Consider the following 25,210-nt stretch of genomic DNA (forward strand, 5'->3'; position numbering starts at 1 on the left):
CTACGCATGTTCAGGCGTCGGCGAGTCCGCCTCCGCCGCAGCGCCCGGGGCGGGGCTCGAAGCGGGGGCAGGGGTGCCGCCGTTGATCAGATCGTTGAGCGACGCCACGGTGTGGGGGAACCGGTCCGGGAAGGTCAGCACCAGGCAGAGTGTCTCCAGCGGGTTCAGGCTCAGTGCCTCGACCGTCGCTGTCGCCCCGGGCTGGAGTCCCAGCATGGCGACGGCTTCCAGCGAAAGGGGGACCGCGCGCGCCTCCGACTCGGTCAGCCGGGTCGCCTGGACCTCCGGGTCCATGAGCCGTTCGATCACTTCCCGGGTCAGGTCTGTCTCGGTGACGCCCTCCGCGGTCAGGGGCTTCCGAGCCTCTGGCTCAGCGGGCCGCCGAGCCTCGGTCGGCATCTCGCCGGTGCCCGCCTGCCCAGGCGGCGGCAGCTCCGGCGCCGGCACCGCGGCCCCACCGTCCGGCACGGTCGCCGGGGTGCCCGACTGCGGGCCGGACGGTGTGTCGGACGCGGCGGCGGCCGCAGTACGGACGAGCAGGTACTCGCTGCCGCGCCGGTAGAGGGTGACACGGTGCGCCGCCCCCCTGTCGGGGCCGTACGTCTCGGACGTGCCGTCCTCGTTCACCACGGTGATGTGTGCGCGGTACTCCTCGGCGGCGATGGCTGCGGCGCCGCGGGCCATGGCCGGGGTCCACCCCTGGCCCGCCGCGAGCTGGGCGCGGACCAGTGCGGTCTGCTCGGCGTCCGTGAGTTCCCGGCTAGTGGCCGTCGTACGGTCGGCCATGGCGTCCTTGAACCGCTGGTCGTCGCTGAACGGATCCAGTTGCCGCGGCGTGAGGACGACAAGCCGGTTGGGGACCGTGCCGGGTGGCGGTGTCCGGTCGGCCAGGATCTCCTGCGGCGACCGGCGACCCTCCACAGGCACAGCCTGTTCCAGGGCCTCCCAGAAACCGTTGCCCCCGCCGGCCGGCAGGAGCAGCTCGTGGACCGTCCCGTTGGGGGCGGTGACGTTCTTCCCGTCGGCAGAAGCCCGCCAGGCGTCCGCGCCCTGTTTCCTCTCCCACGGCGCTTCGCCATAGGCAGGACGTTTTGGTACCGACACGGGCTCAGGGGCGGCAGGCGGCGGCGTGTTATCACCGGTGGCGGTGGCGCGGATGCCGGGTTCCGTGCCCGGAGGCAGGGCCACCTGGAAGTGCTCATCGGTGATTCTGAGCACCACCGGCAGGGCTTCGCCCTGCTCACCCCGCTCTCCCTCATCGGGCGGGGACGAGACGCCGACGGCAGAAGCAGAACCCTGTTGCCCGCGGGCGTCGCCCTCGGCGGGTGAGAAAGTGACGAAGCGTCCCTCGTTGCCGACGACGGTGACCGGAACACCGAACGTCCGCGCCGCGAGCACGGGCAGCAGGTCGGCCGCGCCCCGGTTCCAGGCCGCCTTGCCCGAGACCGCCCCGGAGCGCCGCAGCGCGGCGGCTGCGAGCAGCCCGCGCTGGTCGGCGGGGAGCGAGAGATACGGGGAGAGCCGGTGGGCGTCCATGAACTCCCGCGCGGCGGGCGAGCCTTCCGGCAGGACGATTCCGGCCTCGGCCAACTCCTCCGGGGTGAAGGTGTCGAGCGTGTCGGCCACCGCAAAGGCCCAGAGGTCCTCGTTCCGCGGGTCCGCCAGCTGGTGGGCCAGGAACTGGCGCAACTCTTCGGCCCGCTCATGGGGCGCGCTGCGCGTCGGTAGTGCCGGGTGATTGGGGACGGCCGCAATGAGGGCCTCGTCGAGGGCGTGGAAGAAACCGTTGCCGTCCTTCGGGACGTCGCGGACCTCGAAGCTGCGCCCCTCCGGGGAGGTGATGACCGAGCCGTCGTCGGAGGTGGTGAAGCGTGGGTGCTCGACGGCCTCTTCCGTGTCCTTGGCCGGTGGCGTGAAGACCACGGCGGACGGCTTGGGCACCCCCTCACGGAGGTCGGCCTTCCCGGCCTGCGCATCCGCCGAATCCAGCTGGTACCAGCGGGTCAAACGGTCCGTCTGGTAGCGCACCCGGTGGAACTCGACGGCGGCCTGCACGGCCGCTGCTCTCAGACGGACGAGTTCCCCTTCGAGCCCGCGCAGTTCCTCCTGCTTGGCCGCCCTCCGGACTTCCAGCACCGCGCGCTCGTCGGCCCTGGGCGCCGCGTCCGGCACCTCCTGCGGCACAACGCCCTCCGACGCCGCGTCCGGCCCCTCCTGCGGCACAACGCCCTCCGGCGTCACGGCCGGTACACCGGCGGCAGCGGCGGCAGCGGCGGCAGCGGCGGCATCGGACGAACCCTCGGCCACCGGCGCCGGTCCCTCGTCGGCGCCCCCCTGCGCGGTCGGACCGTCGGCGGGGAGCGACGCGCCCGCGGACGGCACGCCCGCGGTGGCGGGCTCCGGCCGGCCCGTGCCCGCGGACGGCACGCCCGCGGTGGCGGGCTCCGGCCGACCCGTGCCCGCGGCCTCGATCTGCTTCTCCACTTCCCGGAGTTCGTCCCGGACGGTGCCGAAGCTACGCCGCTTGTCCCAGTAGGCCTGGTCCGCCGTGACCCAGGCGGTGCCGGCCTCTTTGACCGCGTCCCATGCGGCGGCGAGCTCCTCGGGGAAGTTGCGCTCACCGATCATCCCCCAGGCCCGGGCAGCGTCCTCGCGTATCCACGCGAGGGTGAAGGCCCGCGTCTCGGCGCCGCGCTGTCCCGGGTTGAGCTGACCGAACGGCCCGAGCATCCAGTTGACCGACCTGCCGACCGTGCTGTCCCGCAGAGTGTGGTCCACCTCGGCGACGCCGAGCCAGTCGGTCGGCACGGCGAACAGGAACGCTCGGGAGGGTTCCTGCGTCAGGGCCGTCGAGGAGGAGGGGCTGTCCCCGAGCTTCTTGCCGTCGTTCTCACTGGTGTTGAGGAGTGTTCCCGAGGGGCCGGGCACGATCGCTCCGGTGGCCGGGGAGATCAGTATCGGAACCGCGTTGAGCGAGGTGTCGTGCGTTCCGCCGCGGGCGACGGTGCTGCCATGCCCCTCCGTCACTTTGCTGGTGCCGTTCATGGTCGCCGACGGAGCCACGGCCAGCAGTCGCGCACCGGTGAGGTCCGGCCTCGCCCAGAACCGGAGCTCCCCGCGGACGTCCCCCAGCAGGGGATCGTCGGTCTGCCCCAGCACCTCATAACCGTCCTCGCCCAGGGCGTCCATGAAGAACCCGGACAGGGAGGCGTCGCTGATGGCGTTCTCACGGGCCAGCGACGGGGCGGTGCCGGGCGTGGTCAGCCCCGTGCGGCGGGCCTGCGCCACCGCCACGTCGAGGGCCCCGCCGGTCAGCTCGCCCGTCTGCTCGGCCGCCTTTCCGTACGCGGTCGCCAGCACGATCTCGGAAGCGTCCCTGAGGTTCTCCAGTCCCACGATCCGGCGGGGCTGGAAGGTGTGCGGAGCGAGCCCGGAGGGCACCGGGCGTTCCCGACGCCACCTGGCGACATCCTCCGCCGCGACCTCGTTCCTCCGGAGAGTCACGGCGCGCGGGGGCTGTGGCAGTGACGTCGTTCCCAGCTGGTCCTGCCCGGCGGATCCGGGCTCCCCCGCCGGGTTCCGGGTGGGCTCCCGGTAGGCCTGGGGCACCGTCAGGCTCAGCGGCACCCGCTCGCGCAGCTCGCCGATCCCCTCCTCCAGCGGCGGGACTCCTTCGATGCCGATGGTGAACCGCAGCCGGTAGCGGGTGACGAACTCGGCGTGCGGCTCGTCCAGGGAGAAACTCTGGTCGGCGGATCTCTCCCTCGACTTGGACGTGGCCGTGCTCAGCTGGCTGTTGCCGGATTCCGTGTAGGCGGCACTGGCCGACCGCGCCACCGAATCGCCGGTCGGCACGCCCTCGCGCGCCGACATGCCGAGTCCTCTCGACCGGCTGGTCGCCACCGATGTCTCGACGGACTCGCCGGCGGTCCGGTTGTCGCTGAGGGTGGCGCTGTGTCCGAGGCCGTCGAAGACCGGCTTCTCGGCGATGAGCTGGACGCGTACCGGCACGGTCTGCCCCCCGATGTGCAGGTTCAGCATGCCGTGCGGGAACCGCATGTTCAGCCGGCCCGCGCGGGCTCGGCCCGCGACACCTGCCGCGGTCAGCTGCTCACGCATCGACCGCAGGGCCCGCGGACTGGCCAGGTTGCGCACGCGGTTCCGCTCGGCCTCGTCGACCCCCAGGGCGGCGAGTGTCTCGTCGAAGGTGGCCAGTGCCTGTGAGGCGTCGAGTGTGCCGACGGGGAAGCTGTGGAACGGCACTCCCCCGGCCCAGGCCGGGGGGCTCCACTCCCGCTCGGTGTAGAGCGGAACGTCTCCGGCGCCGTCATCGACCAGTCCCAGACGGTGGGCTACCCGCTCGGGTACGGCACCGAGCCAGCCGTTCGGAATGGTCAGGAGCAAGCCGTGCCAGCGGTTTCCGGCGCTGGTGAGCAGTTGGTGCACCGGCCCCAGGACGCCTCTGGACTCGACCATGGCGAGCAGTTGGTGCTGGGCGTCCGCGATGACCAGATACTTGCGGTTCCTGTCCCCCTGGCCGTGCTCGATGCTCACACTGCGCGTCGCGCTGGAGGAACTGCTCCGCTGGCTGCCGATCCTCCCGGCCATACCGTAACTGCCCATGACCGGCTGCGCTCCCGGGCCCTGCGCGCGCGTGTACGACAGCTGGCCGACGACCGCGAACGACCGGCCCGTGGTCAACCCTCCGGACGCCTGCACATCGGCGGAGACCTGCTGGTTCATGTCCAGGACGATCGGCCCCGACACCACCTTGACGTCCTGCAACCGCACCCGCTGGATCAACGTGCCCAGCCGGTCCAGATAGGAACCCTCCCCGAAGAGACCGGTGAGGCGCAGGCCGGAGGCACTGGTGGTGAGGTCGGTCCCCGCGCTCAGGAAGTGCGGAAGGACAGCGCGATCGGTGGTGTCCCGGGCCGGGGCACCGAGCTGGGTGAACTGCCACGAGTGGTCGGACGCCGCGGACATGACGTCCTCGACCGCCTGTCCGAGGTCCCGGTGTGCGGCGAGTGTGATGCTCAGGTAGTGCTGGCCGCCGAAGGGCCGAGGATCGGCGGACGGTTGCGCGAGGGACCGTTCGGCGGCCGGGCCGCCGGGGGTGCCGGGCGCGAGCTCACGTCCGTCGGCGAGGGCACCGGCCGTGTCCGCGTTCAGGGATTCCTTCCGCGTGACCACCGCTTGCACAGTGTCCGCAGGTGACGCGTCCGCCTCGGCTCCCGTTCCCGTCTTCTTCACCGGCGGCGTGTACTCGTCGGGCACCGAGAGCAGGACCTGCCCCCTCACGGGTTCCGCGGCCCCGATGAGCGCCTCCGGGGGCTTGCTGCGCACGAAGTGCTGGAGTCCCAGCACCCCGAGGGTGCCGATGCCCCGCCACAGGCTGCGCGGCCGTGAGTATCCGCCGACCTGCGCGGAGAGGAGGAGGTCGTACCGGTACAGATGGGGCGCCTTACCGGTCGACGACGTCTCGAAGGAGGCACTCCCCCCGTAGCCCGTCTTCTCCGACCGCTGCTGCCCCCAGCGCGGCCCCGCGCCGAACGTGACGGCGTTGGACGAGACACCCGACGTGGCCGGGTCCCGCGCCATCAGGCTGAACTCCAGGCCCTCCTCGGCGGCCCGCTCCGCGCTGCGCGACCCGTCCAGTTTTTCACTGCCGGAGCGGCCCTGCCTCAGACTCGGCCCGCTCTGGGTCCCCTCGTACCTGCGGTTGACCATTCGGGCGTCGATCCACAGGTACCGATGGGCCCGAGTCAGCTTCCTGGGTTCCACCAGCGGGATCCGGATACCTGTGGTGATCAGCGCCTCCAGGTTTCCGGCCATGCTGTGGTGGCCCAGGGTTCCGACGACCCTGAGCGTGTTCTGCAGCACCATCAGGTAGTGCTGCCTGCCCTGCCATCTCTTGTCGTCGGGGTCGCCGAGCTCCTCCAGGGGCGCGATGGTACGGGGATAGCGCTGCGCGAGCGCCCTGAGCACCTGGTCGGTGAAGCTCTCCAGCAGGGTCTGCTGGGGCGGCTGCGCACCGCTCTGCGTGGCGGGCCCGGTGCCCGGACCCGGTGCGGGCGTTGTCACGGGGCCCGCCGCCGGCCGTCCGGCCCGCTCGGGCACCGGGCGCGCATACCCGCCGTCGTCCCAGCTGAACGTCTCCACCCGGCTCGCGCCGAGCATCAGCGGGTTGTCCTTGGAGAGGTACACCGGGGGCTGCGGGACGGCACCCGAGTCCCGGCGCAGCCCCGTACCGTCGTCCCAGCCCGCCAGTCGCCGTGCTTCGTAGCGGGGCATCCGATCGAGGGTCCGCACCGTGTACGTCTTCGCCTCGCTGCTGCCGGTCCAGCGCACGACGACCTGCTTCTCCACCTCGTAGAGAACGGTCGGCACATTCTTGACACCGACGGCCGACCTGACGGCCCCGGATCCGCCGAAGCCCATGCCGTGCGTGGTGGAGCGGCTGATCCTGCCGAAGAGGCCCGCCGTCAGACGACCGACCCAGGCGTCCAGCCCCAGGAAGTCCAGACCGAAACTACTGCTCGGCCCGGCTATGGCGTTGATCTCCTGGCTGTTGGTGAGGGTCAGCGTCCGCTCGCTCTTGACCGTCTGCTGCACGGCGTTGCTCAGCTCCACCGCTTCGGTCTCCGACAGCAGCCGTCCGCGCAGCGGCACCATGCGCTCCACGACGAAGGCGCCGATGGGGGTGCGGTCGGAGTCGTCCCGGAGCAGCGGCGGCCCCGGTACGGGACCGTGCGAGAGCCGTTCCGAGTGCTGCTGGAAGGACTCGCTGGTGAAGAACTCCGATATCCGCGCGTAGGCGGTGCTGCCCGGCCGAGCACCGATGGCCTCGATCGCATCGCGCCGCAGGGCCTTTACGGACAGCACGCCTTCGGTCCGCACCATCCGGTAGTCGGCCGACGGGCCGAGCCTCAGTTCCTTCGGACTGAGGGTGTCGCGTTCCTCCCGAGTCATCATGCCGTCGGCGAGACGCACGGAGAGCCCGTGTCGGACACCGAAGGTGAAGCCGGACAGCGCGGGGGTGTCCCAGGGGAACGCCCGGCGAGGGCCCGGGAGGAGGCTGCGGTACCACGGGCGGCGGCGCTTGGAGTACGTACGTACGCCGACGTCGTACTGGACGTCCGTCAGGTGCAGACCGGCCTTCTCGGTCGTGCTGGTCTCGACCTGGCTGACGTTCTGGTCGGTCAGGTTGAAGTCGTAGCCGCGGGCGCGGCCGATCCCGAACCCCAGACGGCCGAACCCGGCGGCGACGGCACCGAGCGGGCCGAGTGCCACGGCCGGCGAGAACTGGCGGGTGCTCGAGAGGGACCGGGTCGCGCCGGTACTGGTCTGGCTGCGCTGGCCGTCCTGCAGCTTCGCCGAGGCGGCCGGTCCGGTGAACCTCTCCCAGTTGTGATGCGGACGTGTGACGACGTGCAGGATGCGGCGCGTCTTGTCGGCCGCGGTGAAGGGAGAGGACTCCCACCCGTCGCCGCCGAACCGGCGCGGGGTGTTCGCCAGTGCGTTCTTGAGCTCGGTGGCGATGCGCTTCCGCTCCTCGCCTTCCGGAACCCCCGCTCTTCCGACGATGTGCGCCACGACCTCGTCGATCCCCCGCAGGGCGGGCAGGGATGTGCCGTAGGTCGTTTCGGTGGTGCTGGTGAGCCATTCGGGGAGCTGTGTGCCGTCGTCGAACCTCACCGGCCCGGCCAGCGGCGCGGGAGGCGGCATGGTCTCGTCCACCCTCGCCGGCCGGTGCCGGTCGAGTGCGGCGTCCACGTCCACGTCGTAAACGTCCGCCGGTTTCACGTCCTCGCCTGCGCCCTTGCCTGCGCTCGTGCCGACGTCCTTGCCCGGGTCCTGGCCGGGGTCCTTGCCCGGGTCCTGGCCGGGGTCCTTGCCCGGGTCCTGGCCGGGGTCCTTGCCGGGGTCCTTGCCCGGGTCCTGGCCGGGGTCCTTGCCCGGGTCCTGGCCGGGGTCCTTGCCCGGGTCCTTGCCCGGGTCCTGGCCGGGGTCCTTGCCCGGGTCCGCGTTCGTCTGCGCGGCCAGGCCCTGGCTCCCGGCGACCTCGCTCGCCGGGCCGGATGCGGGTACGGGCTCCGCCGCGGGCAGCGGGGCGGGCATCAGGTCGGCAGCAGCGGTGGTGGCTGCCGCGGCGGCGGTGCGTTCCGTTCCTGTCGGCGGACGGACGCCGGCATCGGCAGCCGAGTCACGCCGCGTCGCGGGCTCATCGTCGGGTGACACCGGCGATGCGGCATCGCTCTGCCCCGGTGCGGTGTCGCGGGACTGCGCGGGATCGGAGGCGTCCCCGGCCCCCTCCGACCGTGTGCGAGCCGCCGGCGTCCTGTCCTCAACGGCCCGAGGGGCGGGCGAAGGAGCGTAGTGCCGACGGAGATCACGAACGAGATCGGGGTCGATGTCGGACTTGCTCAGGAGCAGAGAAACCAGGTGGTGGTCGCTCAGGCCCACTTCCCTGACGGGCACCGGGTCGCTGGGCGCGAGCTGCCAGCGCGCGTGCGCGGCACTGCCGTACTGCTTGATGCCGAGGTCTTGGAGGTCGTTCCTGCTCACCCGGACGTCGGCGAGGGGGCTCCGGCGCAGGCGGTCCCGCAGGTCGTCCGTCAGCTCCGGCCCGCCTGCGACATCGATGCGAGCAGCGGACGGCGCGGTCTCCGCGTCTGTCGCGAGGGCATCGGCGTCCAGTTCGCGAAGCCGACTCTCGGGTACGGGCCGCGGTTCGGCCAGGGCGCCCGGGTCCCGCGGGCTCCCCTCCGGACTCGCGCCGTCCTCTCCGGCGACCGGCTCCGCGGCGGGATCCGACTGCCGCGCACCCTCCGATGCCGCCGACTCGGGTGCCGTCGGCGCCGGTGCCGCCGGTTCCTGTGCGGTCGGCTCCGGAGCGGTGGTGTCTCTCCGACCACGCGCCCCAAGCAAGGTGTTCGGCCTCGGGGAAGCACTCGGCCTGGTCTCCCGCCGCAGCGGGAATCCGGGAATGCCCTCCGTGGTCGGCAGGAAGGACTCCGCGTCGGCCGGCGCGGGGGCGAGAACACCGGCCTGCCCGTCCAGGAAGACAACGCCGCGATCAGTGTGCACCACGTTGATCACGTGGGCGATCTCACCGCCCTCACTCCCGACGACGACCATTCCCCGCGCACCCAACGGCGCCCGGGACATCGCCTCCACGACCGCCGCCGGACCATCCACCGGATCCGGATCGCGGTCCAGATAGTCGGCCAGAGAGTTCCGCAGGCCTGAAACCTCACCCTCCGGCCGGTCCGTCGTCCCCAATTCCGAGGGCGACGCCTGATATACCGCACCATCCGGGTCCGCCAACGACATATCGACAGCGATAGCCGTCAGCACACAGTTCGTCGCGAACTCGCCGCCCCGCTCCCGATGCGGGTTGACAGATTCCAGCCACTCGTATTCTCGTGGCAACACCCCACCGCTGGTTCCCGCGGCGTCAGGAGCACCGCCGAGCAGCCGGGCACCGCGAGAAGAACCTGCTTGCCTGGAGGAGACGGCGCCACGGCGAGTGGCTCCTGCACTCCCCTCCCGGGCGGCCCGCCGGGCGTTGTAGGCCTCCTGCGCCGCGTCGATCACCGCGCGGTAGAAGGGATTGTCCTGCGGAACGTTCCAGAGGTGCAGGTAGACGAGCATCTGGTTGAGCACGGTGTCGTACTCGACCAGCAGGCCGGAGTTCCCGCCCGCGGCTCGGTCCCAGGTGACCATCCGGTCGTACGTGCCGCGGTCGATCCGGCCAGCTGTCAGCAGCGCCTGCGCGTACCCGGCGACCTTGCCCGCGGCCGATCCGTAGCGCACCTTCTCGTCGAGCAGCGTCATCTGAAGCTGGGTGAAATGCTGCCGACGGGCGGCCAGAAGGCTCTCCAGCCGGGCCAGCGTCGCCCTTCTCCGGTTGGCGATGTCCGTCACCTGGTCCAGCGTCGCACTGCCGTCGAAGAGGAGCATGGCCGGGGTGTTGTGATACGACCGGTATGCCGCCGCATGGGTCAGCTCATGAGCAAGATGTCCCAGGAGTTCGGGGGTTCCTCTCGCACCGTTCATCGCCGGTATCAGCGTGAATTCCTGAGGGGGAGCCGATGCGCTGTTCCGATCGGTCAGCATCGCCCCGTGCCGACCACCCATCCGGAAGTGGAACCTGTCCCGGAAGGGCAGGATCTCGTCCAGCACCCGACGGGTTGTCGCGGGAATCGGTGCGGCACGCAGGTTGCCCAGCTCGTCGATATAACCCTGCACGAGTCGACGGAACCGGCCGTCGCCCACCGCTTCCTGTCTTCCGATGCGGAAGGCCGTCCTCGACAACTCCGCCGGAATGTCAAGGATGCTGAAACGGATGAAGGACGCAGGATGGGCCGTCCCGAGCGAGACTATGCCGTCCAGCGCCGACATCAGGCGGCGATACCGCACTTCGTCGTCGGTTGTCGCATAGGCGTGCTCCAACGCGCGGTACACCCGGGCCTCGGCCGTGCTCTGGACGAGCAGGCCTTCCACGCCCTCGAGACGGCTTTCGTTGGAAGAGGTGGCCACGTAGGAGCGAGCATGGTTCGCTATTTCCTCCAACGCGGTGGCCCGCTGTCCGTACTGGCCCGGCTCGATCCTCTGGAATTCGCTCAGCAACCGGTCGATGTGCGCCAGACGTGAACGGGAACGCGAATGCCAGGGCCGAGGGTCCGCGCTCATCTGCCGAAATACGTCGGGGTTCAGGAAGTCGTCCTCGCTGGTGCGTGGTGCCACCCGGCCGTGATCGGTGGCGAGGCCGGACTCCGTCGGCGCCGACCGCTCAGCGGCAGGGCCCACCGGAACACTGCCCGCGGCGTCCGCCGCGTCGGAACGGGTCTGCCCACCGGGACGGGAAGTCCCCGTCACCTGTCTGGCGGAAGGTGCGGTCGACGGGGAGGTGGGAGCCGTGCGGGGCGTGAACGTCGTGTAGACCCCGGCGGCGTCGCCTTGGGGATAGAGGGTCAGCAGCCCTGTTCCGTGGAGTGGCGCCGGCTTTATTGACACCTCGCCGTTCGGCGCGTGCACGGTCACGCCCAGCTGGTCCGCGAGCTGCTGGGCCATGCTCCGTTCGCCCGTCCACCCCGTCTCACAGATCACGAGCACCACTTCCACGGAGGGCTGCCGCTGTCGCAGAGCGGTGAAGACAGGATCGCGTCGCAGAATCCGGCTGAGCCCGTGCCCGTCGATGACTTTCTTCCTGCCGGAGTGCAGGTACGACTTGGCCTTGTCGTACTGGCCATGACCGGTGACGTAATAGACCGGACGTGTGCCCCAGGGCGCCGGTTCCTCGCGTGACATCAGTTCACCGGGCCGCAGTGAGGCGTAGTGCCCGCCGGAGTGGGTCGCCCAGAGACGCTGTCGGAGGGCCCAGTCCTCGTTGTCGTGGAGACTGAGGACTCCCCAGGTCACTCCGTCGCCCATTCGGTGCGCGTTCAGCCGGTCGATGTCACCGTCGCTCAGCTCGTCCACCGGGACGTCGCCCGGTGCGTCGGGATTCGCCGGGTGCCTGAGGCCGCCTCTGTTGCGCGCACCGGCGAGGACCTGGCTGGCCTTCTCCGCGAAGAACCGCTTGACGCTTTGCCCGGCCTCTCCGAGACCACCCTCCGTAAATGTCCGGTTAACCCCGGCGGCCCCGTGACCCGGCTCCTTCCAAGCACCCCACCCCGGAGTGTCACCCATTCGGTAGATCCCGAGCGCGTTGCGGTCATGCGCAAGCACAGCGGCTACCGCGCCGGAAGAGCCCCCCTGGCCCTTGTCCGGGCCCGACGACATCGCGGTCTGCGCACCGGAGCCCGCATCCGCGGGCACGGCGGAGGGGTCGGCCTGTTCCACGGACGGGACCGCGTCGGCGTCCGCAGCTCCCTGCGCACCGGCCAACTGCCAGGTGCGGTAGTCGGTCATGAGGTCGTCGACGGACGGATGGCCCCATTCCCACAGGGCGGCGGCATCGACGTCCACCCGTGCCCGTGCCGCGGCCTCAGCCGCGACCTGCGGACTCAGGATCTCAATGACATCGCCGTCGGAGCCGGTTCGTTCCCCGGACAGGGTGTCCACCAGCTCGCGGTGGTGCTCGTACGAGGCCAGGAAACGGTTCCACGCCTCGGCCCGGGTCCTCGGGAAGTGGGGAGGCCGGTCCGCCAGGTCGGGCGGCGTGAAGTGGGCTGCCCGGAAGTCCAGTTCGACGATCCACGCGTCGTCGTCACCGGGAGCGGTGCTGCTCGCCGGGTAGGCGCCGCCCTGGTCCTGTGCCGCATCCGGTCCCGCATCCGGTTCGGCGTCCGGTTCCGCATCCGGTTCCGCACCCGGTTCGGCGTCCCGTACGGGCTCGTACGCGGCGTCCCGCTCGGTGGGCAGCGGGGTCGTGGTGGGCCGCGGGGCCATCGGGTGGCGCCAGTCGAGAATTTCCGGTCCGCCCGCGCGTGCGGTGTCGGCGATGACGGCCAGGTCCTCGGCGCTGAGCACCGGCACGCCGTCGACCGGTGGGCCGACGGTGAGGGAGCCGTTGGCGCGGACGGCCGCCGAGGTCTGCGACTTCCGGAAGACGGTGCCCTCGTCCCGGTAGCGGTCCGGGAGGCCGATGAAGTGGAGTACTTCGTGCAGCAGTTGGTACGTGGTGAGCGGGGCACCCGACTCGTCGAGCGTGTACCAGTCCCGGGTGGTCGTCCGGCCCCGCTCGTGGTGGACGCGGACGCTGTGGTGCGCGTCGTCGGCGTCGCCGAACTCCATGTTCAGGTGGAACAGGTCCCCGCCCGGCAGTTTGAAGCCCGGGGTGCCGTTGATCCACTCCGTCGCCGCGTCGGACAGGCGCCCGGCGAGGAAGCGCAGGTCCGCCTCCGAGGTACTGGTCCCTGCCTCGAGCCCCAGTCGCACGGTGAAGTCCGAGACCCACTCGCCCGTCGCGAGCAGGAGGCGGCGCAGGTCGTAGCGGATGGTGCTCATCGTCCCAGGCAGCGTGTGCCGGCGGGTCCCGTCGGGCAGCGGTTCCCCGGACAGTGCGGGCTCACCGGGCAGGCGGTCGCGCCGTCCCGTTCCGAAGGGGAGCGGTTCGTAGCGGCTGGTGTCGATCCGGTCCGGATCGACGATCTCCCGCAGTTCAGCCAGGAGGGAGAGGTCCCGAACAGGGGTACCGGTCCCGTCGGTTCCTGCCGGGGAGGCGAGGGACGGTGCCGACTCCCATGTAGCCGACGCCTTCCAGCGGCCGGTGCCGTCCGTACGGTCGCGTCGTCGGCTCTCGTCGCGGCCCCGTCGTTCGGTGGCGGTCCCCGACGGGCCCGGGCCCTCCGGGAACACGAAGCCGGGCACCCAGCGCGTGGTCGCGGGGTCGTGGACGCGTCCCGCGCGGGAACGAGAGCGGGCCCGGCCTCCCGTCGGCAACAGGTCGACCCGCTCCGTCGACAGGGACATCGAGGCCATGCCGGAGACGAGCACCGTGCCGATGGCGGACGCCAGTTTGCTCGTCGCCCTGATGACGGACCTGGACCGGGAGCGTTTTCGGGTCGGCTCCGCCCGGAAGCCGGTGACCGTGGGCACCACGGGGGCGTGACTCGGGGGCAGCACAGGAGGGTGAATCAGCGAAGGCGGCACGGGGGCGTGCCCCAGGGGCACCACGGAGCCGGAACGTCCTCGTCCGGCCGGAGCGTGCGCGCCGGTCGCCGCCGCCAGCAGGGACGACACCGCGTCCCCGGGGGCGGTGGAGTGGGAGCGGCCTCGCCGCGGCTCCGTCCGCGGGGTGGCGACAGCCGGGCCCATGGGCGATTCCGTGGTCCGCGACCCACGGACAAGGGCGGCGAAGTCCGAGTGGAAGGGCCCCAGAACTCCCCGGAGCGTTCGGTCGAGCTCGGGATGCCTTTCCAGGAAGTCGGGCGCGGGACTGGACTTCTTCAGCTTCCCTGTCAACCGCTGGGACGCCACCTGCGGTGCCACCAGCGCGGAGTCCAGCTTCCCCAGCTCTTGCCACAACCTCCGCGCGACAGACCTGTCCCGGGCGGTACGGAAGTGCGCGAAGAGCTCGTCGTCGGCGTTGCGGAATTCCTTTTCGGCATCTTCCCAGGAGGAGACGACGCGTGTGCCGGGCGTGGGGAAGCCCGTCGCGTAGCCATCGGTCAGCATGGCCAGGTAGTACTTCGGGTACTGCTCGCTTCCCGACAGTGTCCAGCGTTCCGGCTGTTCCGCGTACCAGCGGTCCAGAAGTCTGTGGATGTCCGCCAGCGGATGTTCCAGAAACGTGTACCCCCGGCTCGGCCCCTGCATGCTCCCCAGCCATTCCTGCACGGTCAGGGGCCGGTCGGACAGAGTCAGGTCCATGACCATAGGCTCGACCCGGCCGTCCGCCAGCCGGGCGTCCACCGTGGGAGCGATGTGGAACCGCCACCCGATGTCCCGGGGACGGCCGCGCAGGGCTCCTTCCGCGCGGGTCGTGGAGACCCGGAGTCCCAGGGCACTGCCCACGATCACCTTGCGGGGCGTCACGCCCCACCGCAGGAGCTGCATCGACCACAGGTGCGCCCGCAGCGCGCAGCCGTCCTCGGGGTGCTTCGTGGTGACGGGCACCCAGCCGTGCCGCGAGTGGAGGAAGTAGGTCTTGCGGAGCTGCTCGAACCACTTCTCGACCTGCCGCATCGGCACCGGGTCCGACGTCGTGTGACCGAGCAGGAACCCGATCCGCCCGGCGGCCTGGGGCCACTTCGCCGGCAGTTCCCGGCGGATGTCGGTCCCGTACTGCCGCTGCCATGCCGTCGCGATCGCCCAGATGCGGCGCATGTCGCGGCCCAGGGCCTGCAGGTCCGCGAGTACGGTGTCCAGGTCCCCGTCGTGGAGCCGCCTGGCCGCACCGACGGCCTGGGAGGACGAGCCCGCGTCCGCGATCAGGGAGGTCGCCCACCGGCTCCCGCCGAGCACGGAGGGCCCTTCCCGCAGCCCCGCCTCGACGAGGATCGTCTCGTGGCCCGACATGGACAGGGCACGGCGGTACAGGGCACGGTTCACCAGTTCTGTCAAGGTCCGGCCGCTGTGGGCGCGCAGAGCATGGTCCAGCGAGGTGGGCGTCAGCAGGTCCGGGGTCGACCGGCGGCGGCCGAGGACGGTCAAAACCGCCTGGACGTCCACCGAGGGGCGGGTCCTCAGGAGTCGCGCCAGCTCCGTCGCGTACTGGTCGTCCGCGGCCGCCGACACGGCCGTGGTGCTGTCCGCCGGGTGGCGGCTGCGTGAGCGGGAGGGTGCGGCCGGGGCCGACCAGGTCATTGCTTCCGGGCGGAGTTCGGCTTCCCGGGCCCGGTCGTCGGCCGACGCGGCGACCGCCTGCGCCGATTCCTCGGCGTTCTCCGGGAGCTCCACCTTGCCGACCTCGAGCATCCCCAGGGCACCGCGCTCGACGTCCCAGGGTGTACCGGTACCGGCCGTGACTGCCGCGTCGGGGTCCGTGGCCGCCTGACCGCCGGCCGGCAGCGGCGGCAGGGGCTTGCCCACCGGGGCCGAGGGACCTTCGCTCCCGGTCGGCAGCGGCGGCAGGGGCTTGTCCAGCTGGGCCGGCTGGGCCGTGGTGCCGTCCTCAGCATCCGCCTCCGTCGTGCCGGAGGGCGCGGCCACGCCCTCGTCGGCGACAGGCAAGCCGCTGTCCGCCCCAACCAAGTCGAGGATCGTCTGGCGGTCCTCCAAGGACAGCGCGCGGGCCGCGAAGGCGAGGTCCAGCAACCCGTTCAACGTTCCCAGCGGGCGCATGGCCTCACGCAGCGAGGCGGGGGTGAGCAGTCCCGGGGCCATATGACGGCCGCGGCGGCCGAGAAGCTGCAGCACCGCAGGAACGTCTACCGCCGGCCGGGCCCGTAGGTGGCGCGCCAGCTCACGGGCGTAGTCGTCTTCCGCCGCAGGAGCCGAGGGGGTTTCGGCAGTGGCGGGAGCCGAGGGGATCTCGACGGTGATCCAGGCACGGCGTCGAAGTTCGCGGTCGTTCCCTCGGCTGCCCGTGCCGGGGGGCAGAGCACGGCCCCGGTTCTCCAGCACGAAAACGAACTGCTCGGCGGTCGGCGCTCCGGGGCCATGGCCCTCGGTCGAGGAGTCCTGCAAAGCGGCGAGATGGTGCCCGAGCCGTCTGCGGAACAACTTCTCCAGGTTCCGGACCCGCCTCCCGCCGGTCGCACCCGCACTCCGCTCCTGATCGGTCCGCGTCCCGTTACCACCAGCCGAGATCCGCACGACCGGCAACCGCAGCCCGTCCTCGGCGTTCCGCAGCCCGGCGACAGCCACCCCCCGGGCCAGGTCGTCCAGCCGGGCCAGCTCCACAACAGTGAGATCGTGTGCGCCCTCGAGGAAAGTGAAATCGCCCTTCACCTCGGTCCCGTCGGTCGACGTCGGCCCCCCCACGACCTCAGTGGTCGAAGGCGTCACATCGGACGAATACGTGCGGCCGGGATAGGCGCTCAGTTCGCCGAGGAGGGGACCGTCGGAATCGGTCTCCTCATCGCGTTCAAGCCGGTCCCACTTCACCGGCTCCTTCCAGGCGGCACGTACGCGGGCTTCCGGATCCCCCTCTGCGGGCTCCGGGGCCTGCTCCTCACTGGGCGGCGGCTGCTCCCCAGGCAGCCGACCGACCGGGCTGCTGCCGGCGCCGTCCCCGGGATGTGCTTCCCTTCCCGGCGCAGCGCCGTCCGGTCGACCGCCTCTGGAGGAGTCTCCAGCCAGAGGCGTGCCGTGCGCGTACGGGGCATGGACGTCGGCGATCTGGCCCAGGTGGTTCTCCGTCAGGGCGAACGCGTCCGGATCACCGCCGTGCGGCCCGCCGACGACGGGCGGCGCATCCGCCCCCGCTTCGGCGGTGCGACCGCCGTCCTCGGTGACCCGGTCCGTCACCGCCCTGGCACCAGCGGCGCCAGGCGTCACGCGCCACGACTCGTACCGGATCACGAGGGCGGGCAGATCGGCATGGCCCCAGGCCCACATGGCCTCCTGGTCGACCATCAATCGCAGACCGGCCGCGGCGAGCGCCGTGCGGGCAGGGCTCAGGGCCACGTCGTCGTACTGCTCACCCTGCACCCGCTCTGCCGCCAGGGACCCGGCCGCGACCACATACCGCGCGTGCGAGGCGAGGAACCGGCTCCATGCCTCGGCACGGGTCCTCGGGAAGTGCGCAGGCTTGTCCGCAAGATCGGCGGGAGTGAAATGGCCGGCGTTGATGTCCAGCTCGTCCAGCCACTCGGCGGGGACGGGTTCGTACAGTGATCCTTCCGTGACGCCGGCGTCCTGTGGCGTCGGGGACGCGCTGTGCTCGGCACCGGCTGCCGACTGCCCGGGGGGGTCCAGTCGTACGATCTGCGCGTCGGTGGCGTGCTCCTCCGGATTCCACCCGACAAGCGGGTGCGGCAGGTCGTCTACCTCCGGCCCTCCGGCCCGGGCGACGGAGGCGATGGTCACCAGGTCCTCTTCACTGAACACGGGTTCGCCCGGAAGGGGCCGTCCCGCGGTGATGGACCCCTGGCCGCGAACGGCCGCAGACGTGGCCGACCGCCGGAAGAGCATCTGCTCGTCGTGATAGCGGTCCGGCAGTCCGATGAAGTGCGCCAGCTCGTGCAGCAGCTGGTACATCTCGAGGGGCTGATTGTTCTCGTCAAGCGTGTACCAGTCCTGCGTGGTGGTCCTGCCCCGCTTGCGATGGACACGAACGGTGTGATGCGCGCCTTCGGGCGAGGCGTGGAAGAGCACGTTGAGGTGGAAGAGGTCGCCGTTGGGAAGACGGAGGCCGAGCCACCCGTTGACGTGCTGCGTGACCTCCGAACCGAGTCGTGCGGCCAGGTAGCGGACATCCGCATTCTCGATCCCGTCAGCAGGTTCCAGATGCAGGATCACGGTGAAATCCGAGACCCACTCGCCAGATCCGAGCTGGAACCGGCGCAGGTCGTAGCGGATGGCCGTCATGGTCCCGGGCAGCCGCCCGGGCTCCGCCGAACGCTGTTCCCCCGGTTGGGGAGCGGGCCGCAGCGGATCGAAACGCGTGGTGTCGATCCGTACCGACTCGGCCATGTCCCGCAGTTCCGCCAGCAGCGCCAGGTCACGTGCGGGACCTCCGGCGTCCGGCGGGGCCGAGGAGGCGGTCGGCTCGGCGGCCCTCCAGGCCTTGGGCGCCCTCCAGGGTTCGGCGGACATCTCCCTGCGCTGCCGGGTCGTCGACCGGCCTCGCCGGTCCGGCGCAGGCCCGGACACGGGCACCGCAGGGGACACATCGTACGCAGCCCCGTACGCACCAGTCGGCACCACAGGCCTCGGGGAACCAGAACCTCCACGGCTCGTCGCGGGAACGGCAGCGGTGGCGTGCGGCAGCACCGCCGTCGAGGCTGCTCCTGCGGCACGGCTCACGTCGGTGGCGGTCGCCAGCAGGCTCGGACCGCTGCCCTTGCTGACAGGCCTGAACTCCAGCCTGTCTCGCACCGCACGGAGAATGTTCTCGAACGTGGAAGGGGTGCGGGTCCGATTGGCATGCGTGGGAGCAGCCAGGTCCGGCACCGCAGGAGCAGATACGACGCCGAACGGCTGTTTCGGGACGAACGCATTCAGAAGGCGTGGGTAAGCATCACGCAGAACAGTCTGAAGCGCGGTGGCCAGCAGCTGGTGCCGTTCCATGAAGTCCGCCGCCGGGGCCGGGTGGGTATCGGTCACTGCTCGAATCAGCCTGGAGAGCAGCGTTCTGTCCTGCGTTTTCAGTTGCTGCCAGAGAGTCCGCGCCAAGGGCCGCTCGGAAACCGTCAGGTAGTGCGCGTAGAGCCTGTCCTCCCCGTATTCACGCAAGAAAGAGTGCGCCTCTTCCCACGAGGTGGGCTGCCAGGTTCGCGGTGTCGGAAATCTCACCGCGAATCCGTCCGTCAGAATCGTCACCTGGAAGCGGGGGAGGAAGAACCCATCGCTTCCATACCAGCCTTCAGGATGGGCGTCATATGCGTCATTGATGGCCTTGACGACGTCCGCAAGGGACCCTTCCACCTCAGCCGTCCGGGCTCGCTCGATACCCATGGCGCCCAACCACTCATCCACCGTCATCGGTCGGTTACCCAACGTGACGTCCATCACCATGGGAACCACATCGCCGGCCTCATCCAGAGCGTTCACCACAGGAGCGACGTGGAAGGACCAGTTCACGTGCCGAGGATTTCTCTCCTCCAGACGAGGTGAACTGACATGCGGGGACGGCCAACCGCCTGCGATCACCGCGCGGGGCCGGGTTCCCCACTGCATGAGTTGCAACGACCACAGGTGGGCACGTTCGGCGCAACCGTCGTCCAAATACTCCGTGGTGATCGGCAGCCATCCGTGGCGCGGGTGGAAGAACTGGGCGCTGTTCAGCTGTCGGAACCAGTGCTTGACCTGTGCCATGGGGACAGGCGCATCGTCGACCTCGCCGAGCAGCCAGTTGATCCGCGGAGCGCTGTCGGGCCATCTACGCGACAAGTCCGTCCGCATGTCCGTGCCGTACTTCTGCCGCCAGGCGCCGGTCACCGCCCAGATCCGCCGCATGTCGCGGCCCAGGCCCTTGAGGATTCCCAGCGCGGTGCCCAGGTCCCCGTCGTGCACTCGCGTGGCGGTTTCGATCACGTACGGCTGACTGGTGATGTCGGTGACGGTGGCGGGAGGCCGGAGTTCGTCGGCGAAGGGGACATCGCTCTCGAGGCCGGCCGCCACCAGTATCGCGGTGCGATCCGTCCGGGACAGCCTGCTCATGTCCACAGCACGTTCGAGAGTCTCGCGCAGTGTGCCGCCGCTCACAGCGGCGAACGCCTCGTCCAACGCCGTGGGGGAGGAGAACTGGGACAGCGAATTGCGACGGCCCAGAATGGCGAGGGCCCGTGCGACATCCACCTGGCCCCCGTCGCGCAGAAGGCCCTCCAGCTGCGCAGCGAACTCACTGTCCAGCTGCGAGAAGCGGGCGGTTCCACCCGGCGCTGCCGTTCCCCGACGCTCCGAAGGCGCGGCAGGAGCCGTCCAGGCCCCGGCCGACCTCCGGTCGCCGGTGGCCGGGCCCACTTCCTCCGCCACGATCAACTCGTACCGCTGCCCCGGTTCCTCGACCCAGTTGCGTGAGGTGACCCGGAATTGGGCGCCGGGCAGGAAGACGACCTCCTGTTCATCGGGGTGCGGGGAGAAGAAGGAGATATCTCGCCCGTACGCACCCGACAAGCTGAGCTGAAGCATGACCGGGTGGCGGACTGCCGTCGACCGATGCTTCTCCATGAAGAACCGAGCCGCGTCCCGACTAAGGGAGGCACTGGTGAAGTCGTTGACGGTAATCACCGGTGCGTTGTATCCGGCGGGCAGTGCCTTCAGGAGTGGACTGATCAGACTGTCGCCGCCCATGGCCCAGTTCCCTCGCCACACGGTGGCATCCCTGACGGCGGGCAGCGCTCGCAGTGCCGCTGTCACCATCTCCGCGTGCAGTCGCGACTCGGCCACAAGGTCGGGCAGTAGCTCCTCCAGGCGCTGATACAGCTTGGCCCGCATGTCGAGCCGGTACCCGTCGAACGCGGAGTCCAGCAGCCCTGGCGCCTCCCTTTGCATAGCCCGAAACTGCCGGTATGCATTCCGGTACTCGCGGTACAGGTCGAGCATCTGATCGTCAAATGACAGAAATTCCGGCAAAGAGTTAGAATTCTCCGCCATTTTCTGGTCAATTTCTATTCGGGCCGCATTGCGCGTGGCCACGCGCGCTACATCCGGAACAAAGTGCACACCATCTGTCCAACTGGTGGACGCCATCACATGGTTGATCGGAACGTACTGCAAGCCGGTGTACATCCGAAGCGCGTGGATATGGGCGGGGCTGATGCGCTCGAGAAGGCCGTGTGAGGTCTCCCTGTTCCGTTTCAACCAGCGTGCGAGTGACCCGTCAACCCTCTGTTGGGACTTGAGTATCTTCTTGTAGATCTTCGCGGCCGAAGCCTGGACGTCCCCGTTGCGGCCTTCGCGCACATGCTGGAGGTAGGCCTCCTCGTCCGGAAGATACGGGTAATGGCCGTGTTCGCGCTTGGGGAGCAGGTTGGAGCGCTCGAATCCGCTGCCGAGGGCGGTGAGGGTCCGGTACATCGACGGGCCGTCGGTCAGATCGACTCGCTTGCCGTCGATGCCGGTGAAGCCGGCTATCTCCGCTCCGCGGAGAATCTCATAGAGCGAGTGGTCCCCGTGCACACCCATCCAGCCGATCAGGCCCTTGAGGAAGTGCGATTGTTCGGCCTGAGGAACATTCAGCCACCGGAAGGCGCTGAGCATCAACGCGGCGGTGCCGGAAACACCGGCGAGCGTGGGGATGCCCCGTGATGCCAGATACTTCGCCCACGACGAATGACTGACCGTGAACCGCAGCCGGCCTTCCTCCCACAGGAGGGGATGCTCCGGGCCCAGGTCGCCGAGTCTCTGGGTCTCCTTCACGACCTTCACGACGTTGGTGACCGCGAACCGCTGTCGCAGCGCCGTGCCGTCGGTCTTGACGTCGATCACTCCGGGCTGCTTCCACACCTCGGTGAGGATCGGGAAGCCGTCGCTGTCGAACGGCAGCGTGTTCAGCGGCACCTCTTCCCGGGACACGCCGACAGGGACCAGCAGATCCTGTTTCCGCTGGAGGAACTCGATCTCGCGGGAGCTGAGTTCGGCGCCGGCCTCACGGTAGGAGCCGGGAGTCCTCCTCATCCGGATGCGCTCTTCCTCGCTGAGCTTGATCCGCGAGGCCCGGCTGGCCAGCAGTTCCGCACTGTCCTTAAGCCAGTTCTCACTCTGGAGGGCGATATTTCCCAGGGAGAAGGCATCAAAGCCGAAGAGCCGTGCATGCTCGGGTGAGGCCATCCTCACCAGGACACGCGCAACACGCCCATACGTACCGTTCATCACGCTGTGGTGGTCGCGCAACGCACCGACGTCCAGCCCCAAGGACTCCGCGCGCGCCCAGTCCGCCCGGGCCAGGATGTCGTTGAGCACCGTCCTGAGAGTGACCCCCGCTTCGGCATTCTCGAAGGCGGCATTGAAGAAGGCCGTGTACATCTCCCGCGTCGAGCCCGAGGTGAGCATCTGCCTGATCTCATTCGAGCTCAAAGCGGTACCGACCTGGCCGGCATACGTCTCGTCATCGCGGACGAAGGAACGCAGCACGGCGTCCTCGTCCTGGCCCGAGTAGTCCCGGAGCACGTCGACCAGACGGTTCAAGGCGTGGCTGGCCGCCTCCCGAGCCCGTTCGTCCTGATAGGCATGGCGTGCCAGACCCTTCTCGAACTCCTCTGCGGCCGAGCGCCAATGCGGCAGATCGAGGAGGGGCGAACGACGGAACGACCCGGCGCCGTCCACCGAGGCACGGTCTGCCTGGACTGCCACCGCGGTGGGCGCCTGCGGGTCGACGCCCGTGGTCGTGTTCGGCGGACGGCTGCCCGAGTCCGGCGTCGACAGGGCGTGATCCGCACTGGTGATGTGGCTGTGCAGCAGGTCCAGGTAGCGGTCGCGCAGGCCGCCCTGGGCCAGCCCTTCCGGTGCCGGGTTGTGGTAATTGCCCATCAGGCTGCCGTCGATCGACGGACGATGCCCGGCCGTCTCGTCTGTGTACTCATCGCGCAGACCCAGCTGGTGGCCGATCTCATGCGCCAGATCCAGCTCGCCGGCGTTCGCCGACCACTGATGCTGGGTCATCCGGATTTCCGGACCGCCGACCTCCACCGTCAGATGCGCACCGGTGACGGCCTCGTCGGCACGTTCCAGGGTCACGTGCAGCAGGTCACCGTTCGGCAGCCTATGCCCCGGGGCGTTGAAAACCCGCTCAACACCCGACAACGTCCGGTCCCACAGCGCATCGATCTCAGGCGCCGCCACCGAGTCGGTACCCGTAAGGCGCACCCGCACCGTCAGATCAGCCACACCCTCCTCACCCAGGCGGAACCGCCGGACATCGAAGGCGGACCGCACCTCGTACCGGGGAGCATGCGCCCCCTCCCCCTCCGGACGCGACACCGGATCCACCCAACTACGCTCCACCCTCACCGGCGCCACCGCGTCACGCGCCGCGTGCCACCGCGGATCCAGGTCCAGCACGCCCCGCTCCGCCGTCGGGCCGCCCGCCTCGACACTGTCGGTAGCGTCGTCGATGGTGGTCGACCGCCGGCCGCCCTCTCGCACCGGAACGGACGAACTCTCTCCCAGCGCGCTGGGGCCTGCTCCCTGTGTCCCGGACGCATCAGGTGAGAGGGACAGAGGTCCCCCAACCCGGGGCGGGGTCTGGGGGTCGACCTGCCAGGCGGCGTCCGCCTCCGTGCCGTACGGGATGCCGAGGCGGTCGAGGTCGCTCTTGGTCACGCGGGCGTCGGCGAGGGGGCCCTGGCGCAGTCGCGTGCGTTGGTCACCGGTGGGCTCCGGCCCCGTCGACGGGGCCGCCGGTGCCCTCCAGGTCCCGGGCTCCGGGGGTGTGGTGGCGAGGGACCGGGCGGCGGTCCGCGCAGTGGGTTCGTCCGCGGCGGTCAGGACGAAGGCGAGCACGCCCCGCACGGTGTCGTCCGGCTGGGGTGAGGGCGTGCCGCGGTTCGGGCCGAAGGCGCTCGACGGCTGCGGGACGAAGGCGTCCACCACCGGGACACGGTCGGCGGGCAGCGTCTCCCAGGTCCGCGCGAAGACATCCGCCCCCTGGTCGCGCAGCGCCGTCCCGGCCTCCAGCAGCCGCGTCACGGCACGCTCCCGCGCCTCGTCCGTCGTCGGCCGGCCGGTGGCGAGGTCCTTGAGGGCCCCGTGCAGCTCGGTGACGGCCTCGGCCAGGGCACGGGCCCGGACGGTCTCCTGCTCCCCCAGGGCCGTGGCGGCGTCGCGTACGGCGGCGGGGGCCGCGGCGGTGCCGCGGACCGGCGGACGGCCGACGAGTTCCCTGGACGTGGTCAGGTGAACGTCGTTCGCCACCGCCTCCAGCGACGGCGGGCCGGCACTGTACTGGCCGCTGTCCCAGCGGTAGTCGTTGCCCTGGCGGGACGAAGCCCTGGCATAGACGACGGTGTCGACCTGTCCGTCGGGGGCCAGCGCCCAGAAGAACGCGACGCCCCCGCTTCCGCCGTCCAGGTGTGCGTGCAGCGGGGTGTTGATCCGCCGGGCACCGGACCGCTCCCGCACGCCTTCGGCGCTTGAGGCGATCCTCCTCAGGACGTCGGACTGCTCCTTCGTGAACGTGCCCTCCGCGAGGCCGCCCGCGTACCGGACCCGGCGGCTGAGCTTCCAGGTGTGCGGCTCATGGGGACGGAACTGCTCGAACCGGCGGTCGCGCTCGTCCAGTCGCGCCTGCCGCTCGGCCGACAGAGCCCTCCAGGACACGGCGGCCGCCGCCTTCAGCCGGTCGTACACCGCACCGTGGGGTGCGACGTCCACCGCTCCCAGGTAGGCGGCGAACTGCTTCTCGAACGAGGCCTCCGCGGCCGGTCCCTCCGGGAGGGCGGCGTCCTGAGCGGTGCCGCCGTCCGGCTGTGCGGCGCTCTGGTCGAGGAAGGTGCGGAACAGGTACTCGTCTGTCCGCTCCGGGTGGCTCTGGATCTCCGCCGCGACCGCGGGCGCCGCGATCAGCAGCGGCAGCAGTTCCGGGTGGTCCGTCAGCTTCCCGGCGGTCTTCGTCCCCTGCCCGCTCGCCAGCAGATCGATCAGCTCCTCGGGGAGACCGGCCGCCGCCTCCTGCCCGGGACCGGGCACGTCCGTGCCGCGGCCGGCACCCGGGGCGTCCGCCTCGGCCCGGCCCGCCGGTCCCGGTCCGGCGGGGGTGGCGGTCCGCGTCGGCTCCGCCGAGGTTCCGACGGGCCGGGCCCGGACAGTCGCCTCCGTGTCGGCCGTCCGGAGCGCGTCCACGGCCGCGAGCAGCCGGTCCGGGTCGGCGTCCGCCACCAGCTCCGCGAAGCGTTCCGTGTCCTGCTCCAGCCTCTGCAGGTCACGGGTGAAGCCGCTGTCGCCGGCCGCGCGCCGCTGCCACGACGGCCGGTCCAGGAAGGCCCGCGCGAAGTCAGGACGCGTCTCCAGGAACCGGCGGACGCCCGCCGGGCCCAGGGCGCGGACCAGCGTGCCGTCGCCGGTGTCCAGAGGACCGCCGTGGTCGGCCAGCAGCCGCGCCGTCTCCGGGGACCTGCGCAGTACGTTCCGGAACCCCGAACTCAGCCGGCCTGCGGCGACCAGCTCCGGATGGCGCTCCACCACCTTCCACACATCGCTGTCCGCCTGGGCC

At 70.6% G+C, this 25,210-nt stretch carries 1 protein-coding gene (running past one end of the window); it reads right to left on the reverse strand.

The annotated features are described in order from the left end of the window. A protein-coding gene (locus ACKTSN_RS09040) for a protein-glutamine glutaminase family protein (protein ID WP_409468599.1) crosses the window boundary here: on the reverse strand, positions 1-25,210 show its 3' portion. 4,256 nt of this gene lie beyond the right edge of the window; 25,210 of the gene's 29,466 nt are visible here — the last part of the coding sequence; the start codon falls outside the window, past its right edge; it ends in the stop codon at positions 1-3.

This window comes from Streptomyces flavusporus (genome assembly GCF_046267975.1).
GTDB lineage: Bacteria > Actinomycetota > Actinomycetes > Streptomycetales > Streptomycetaceae > Streptomyces > Streptomyces flavusporus.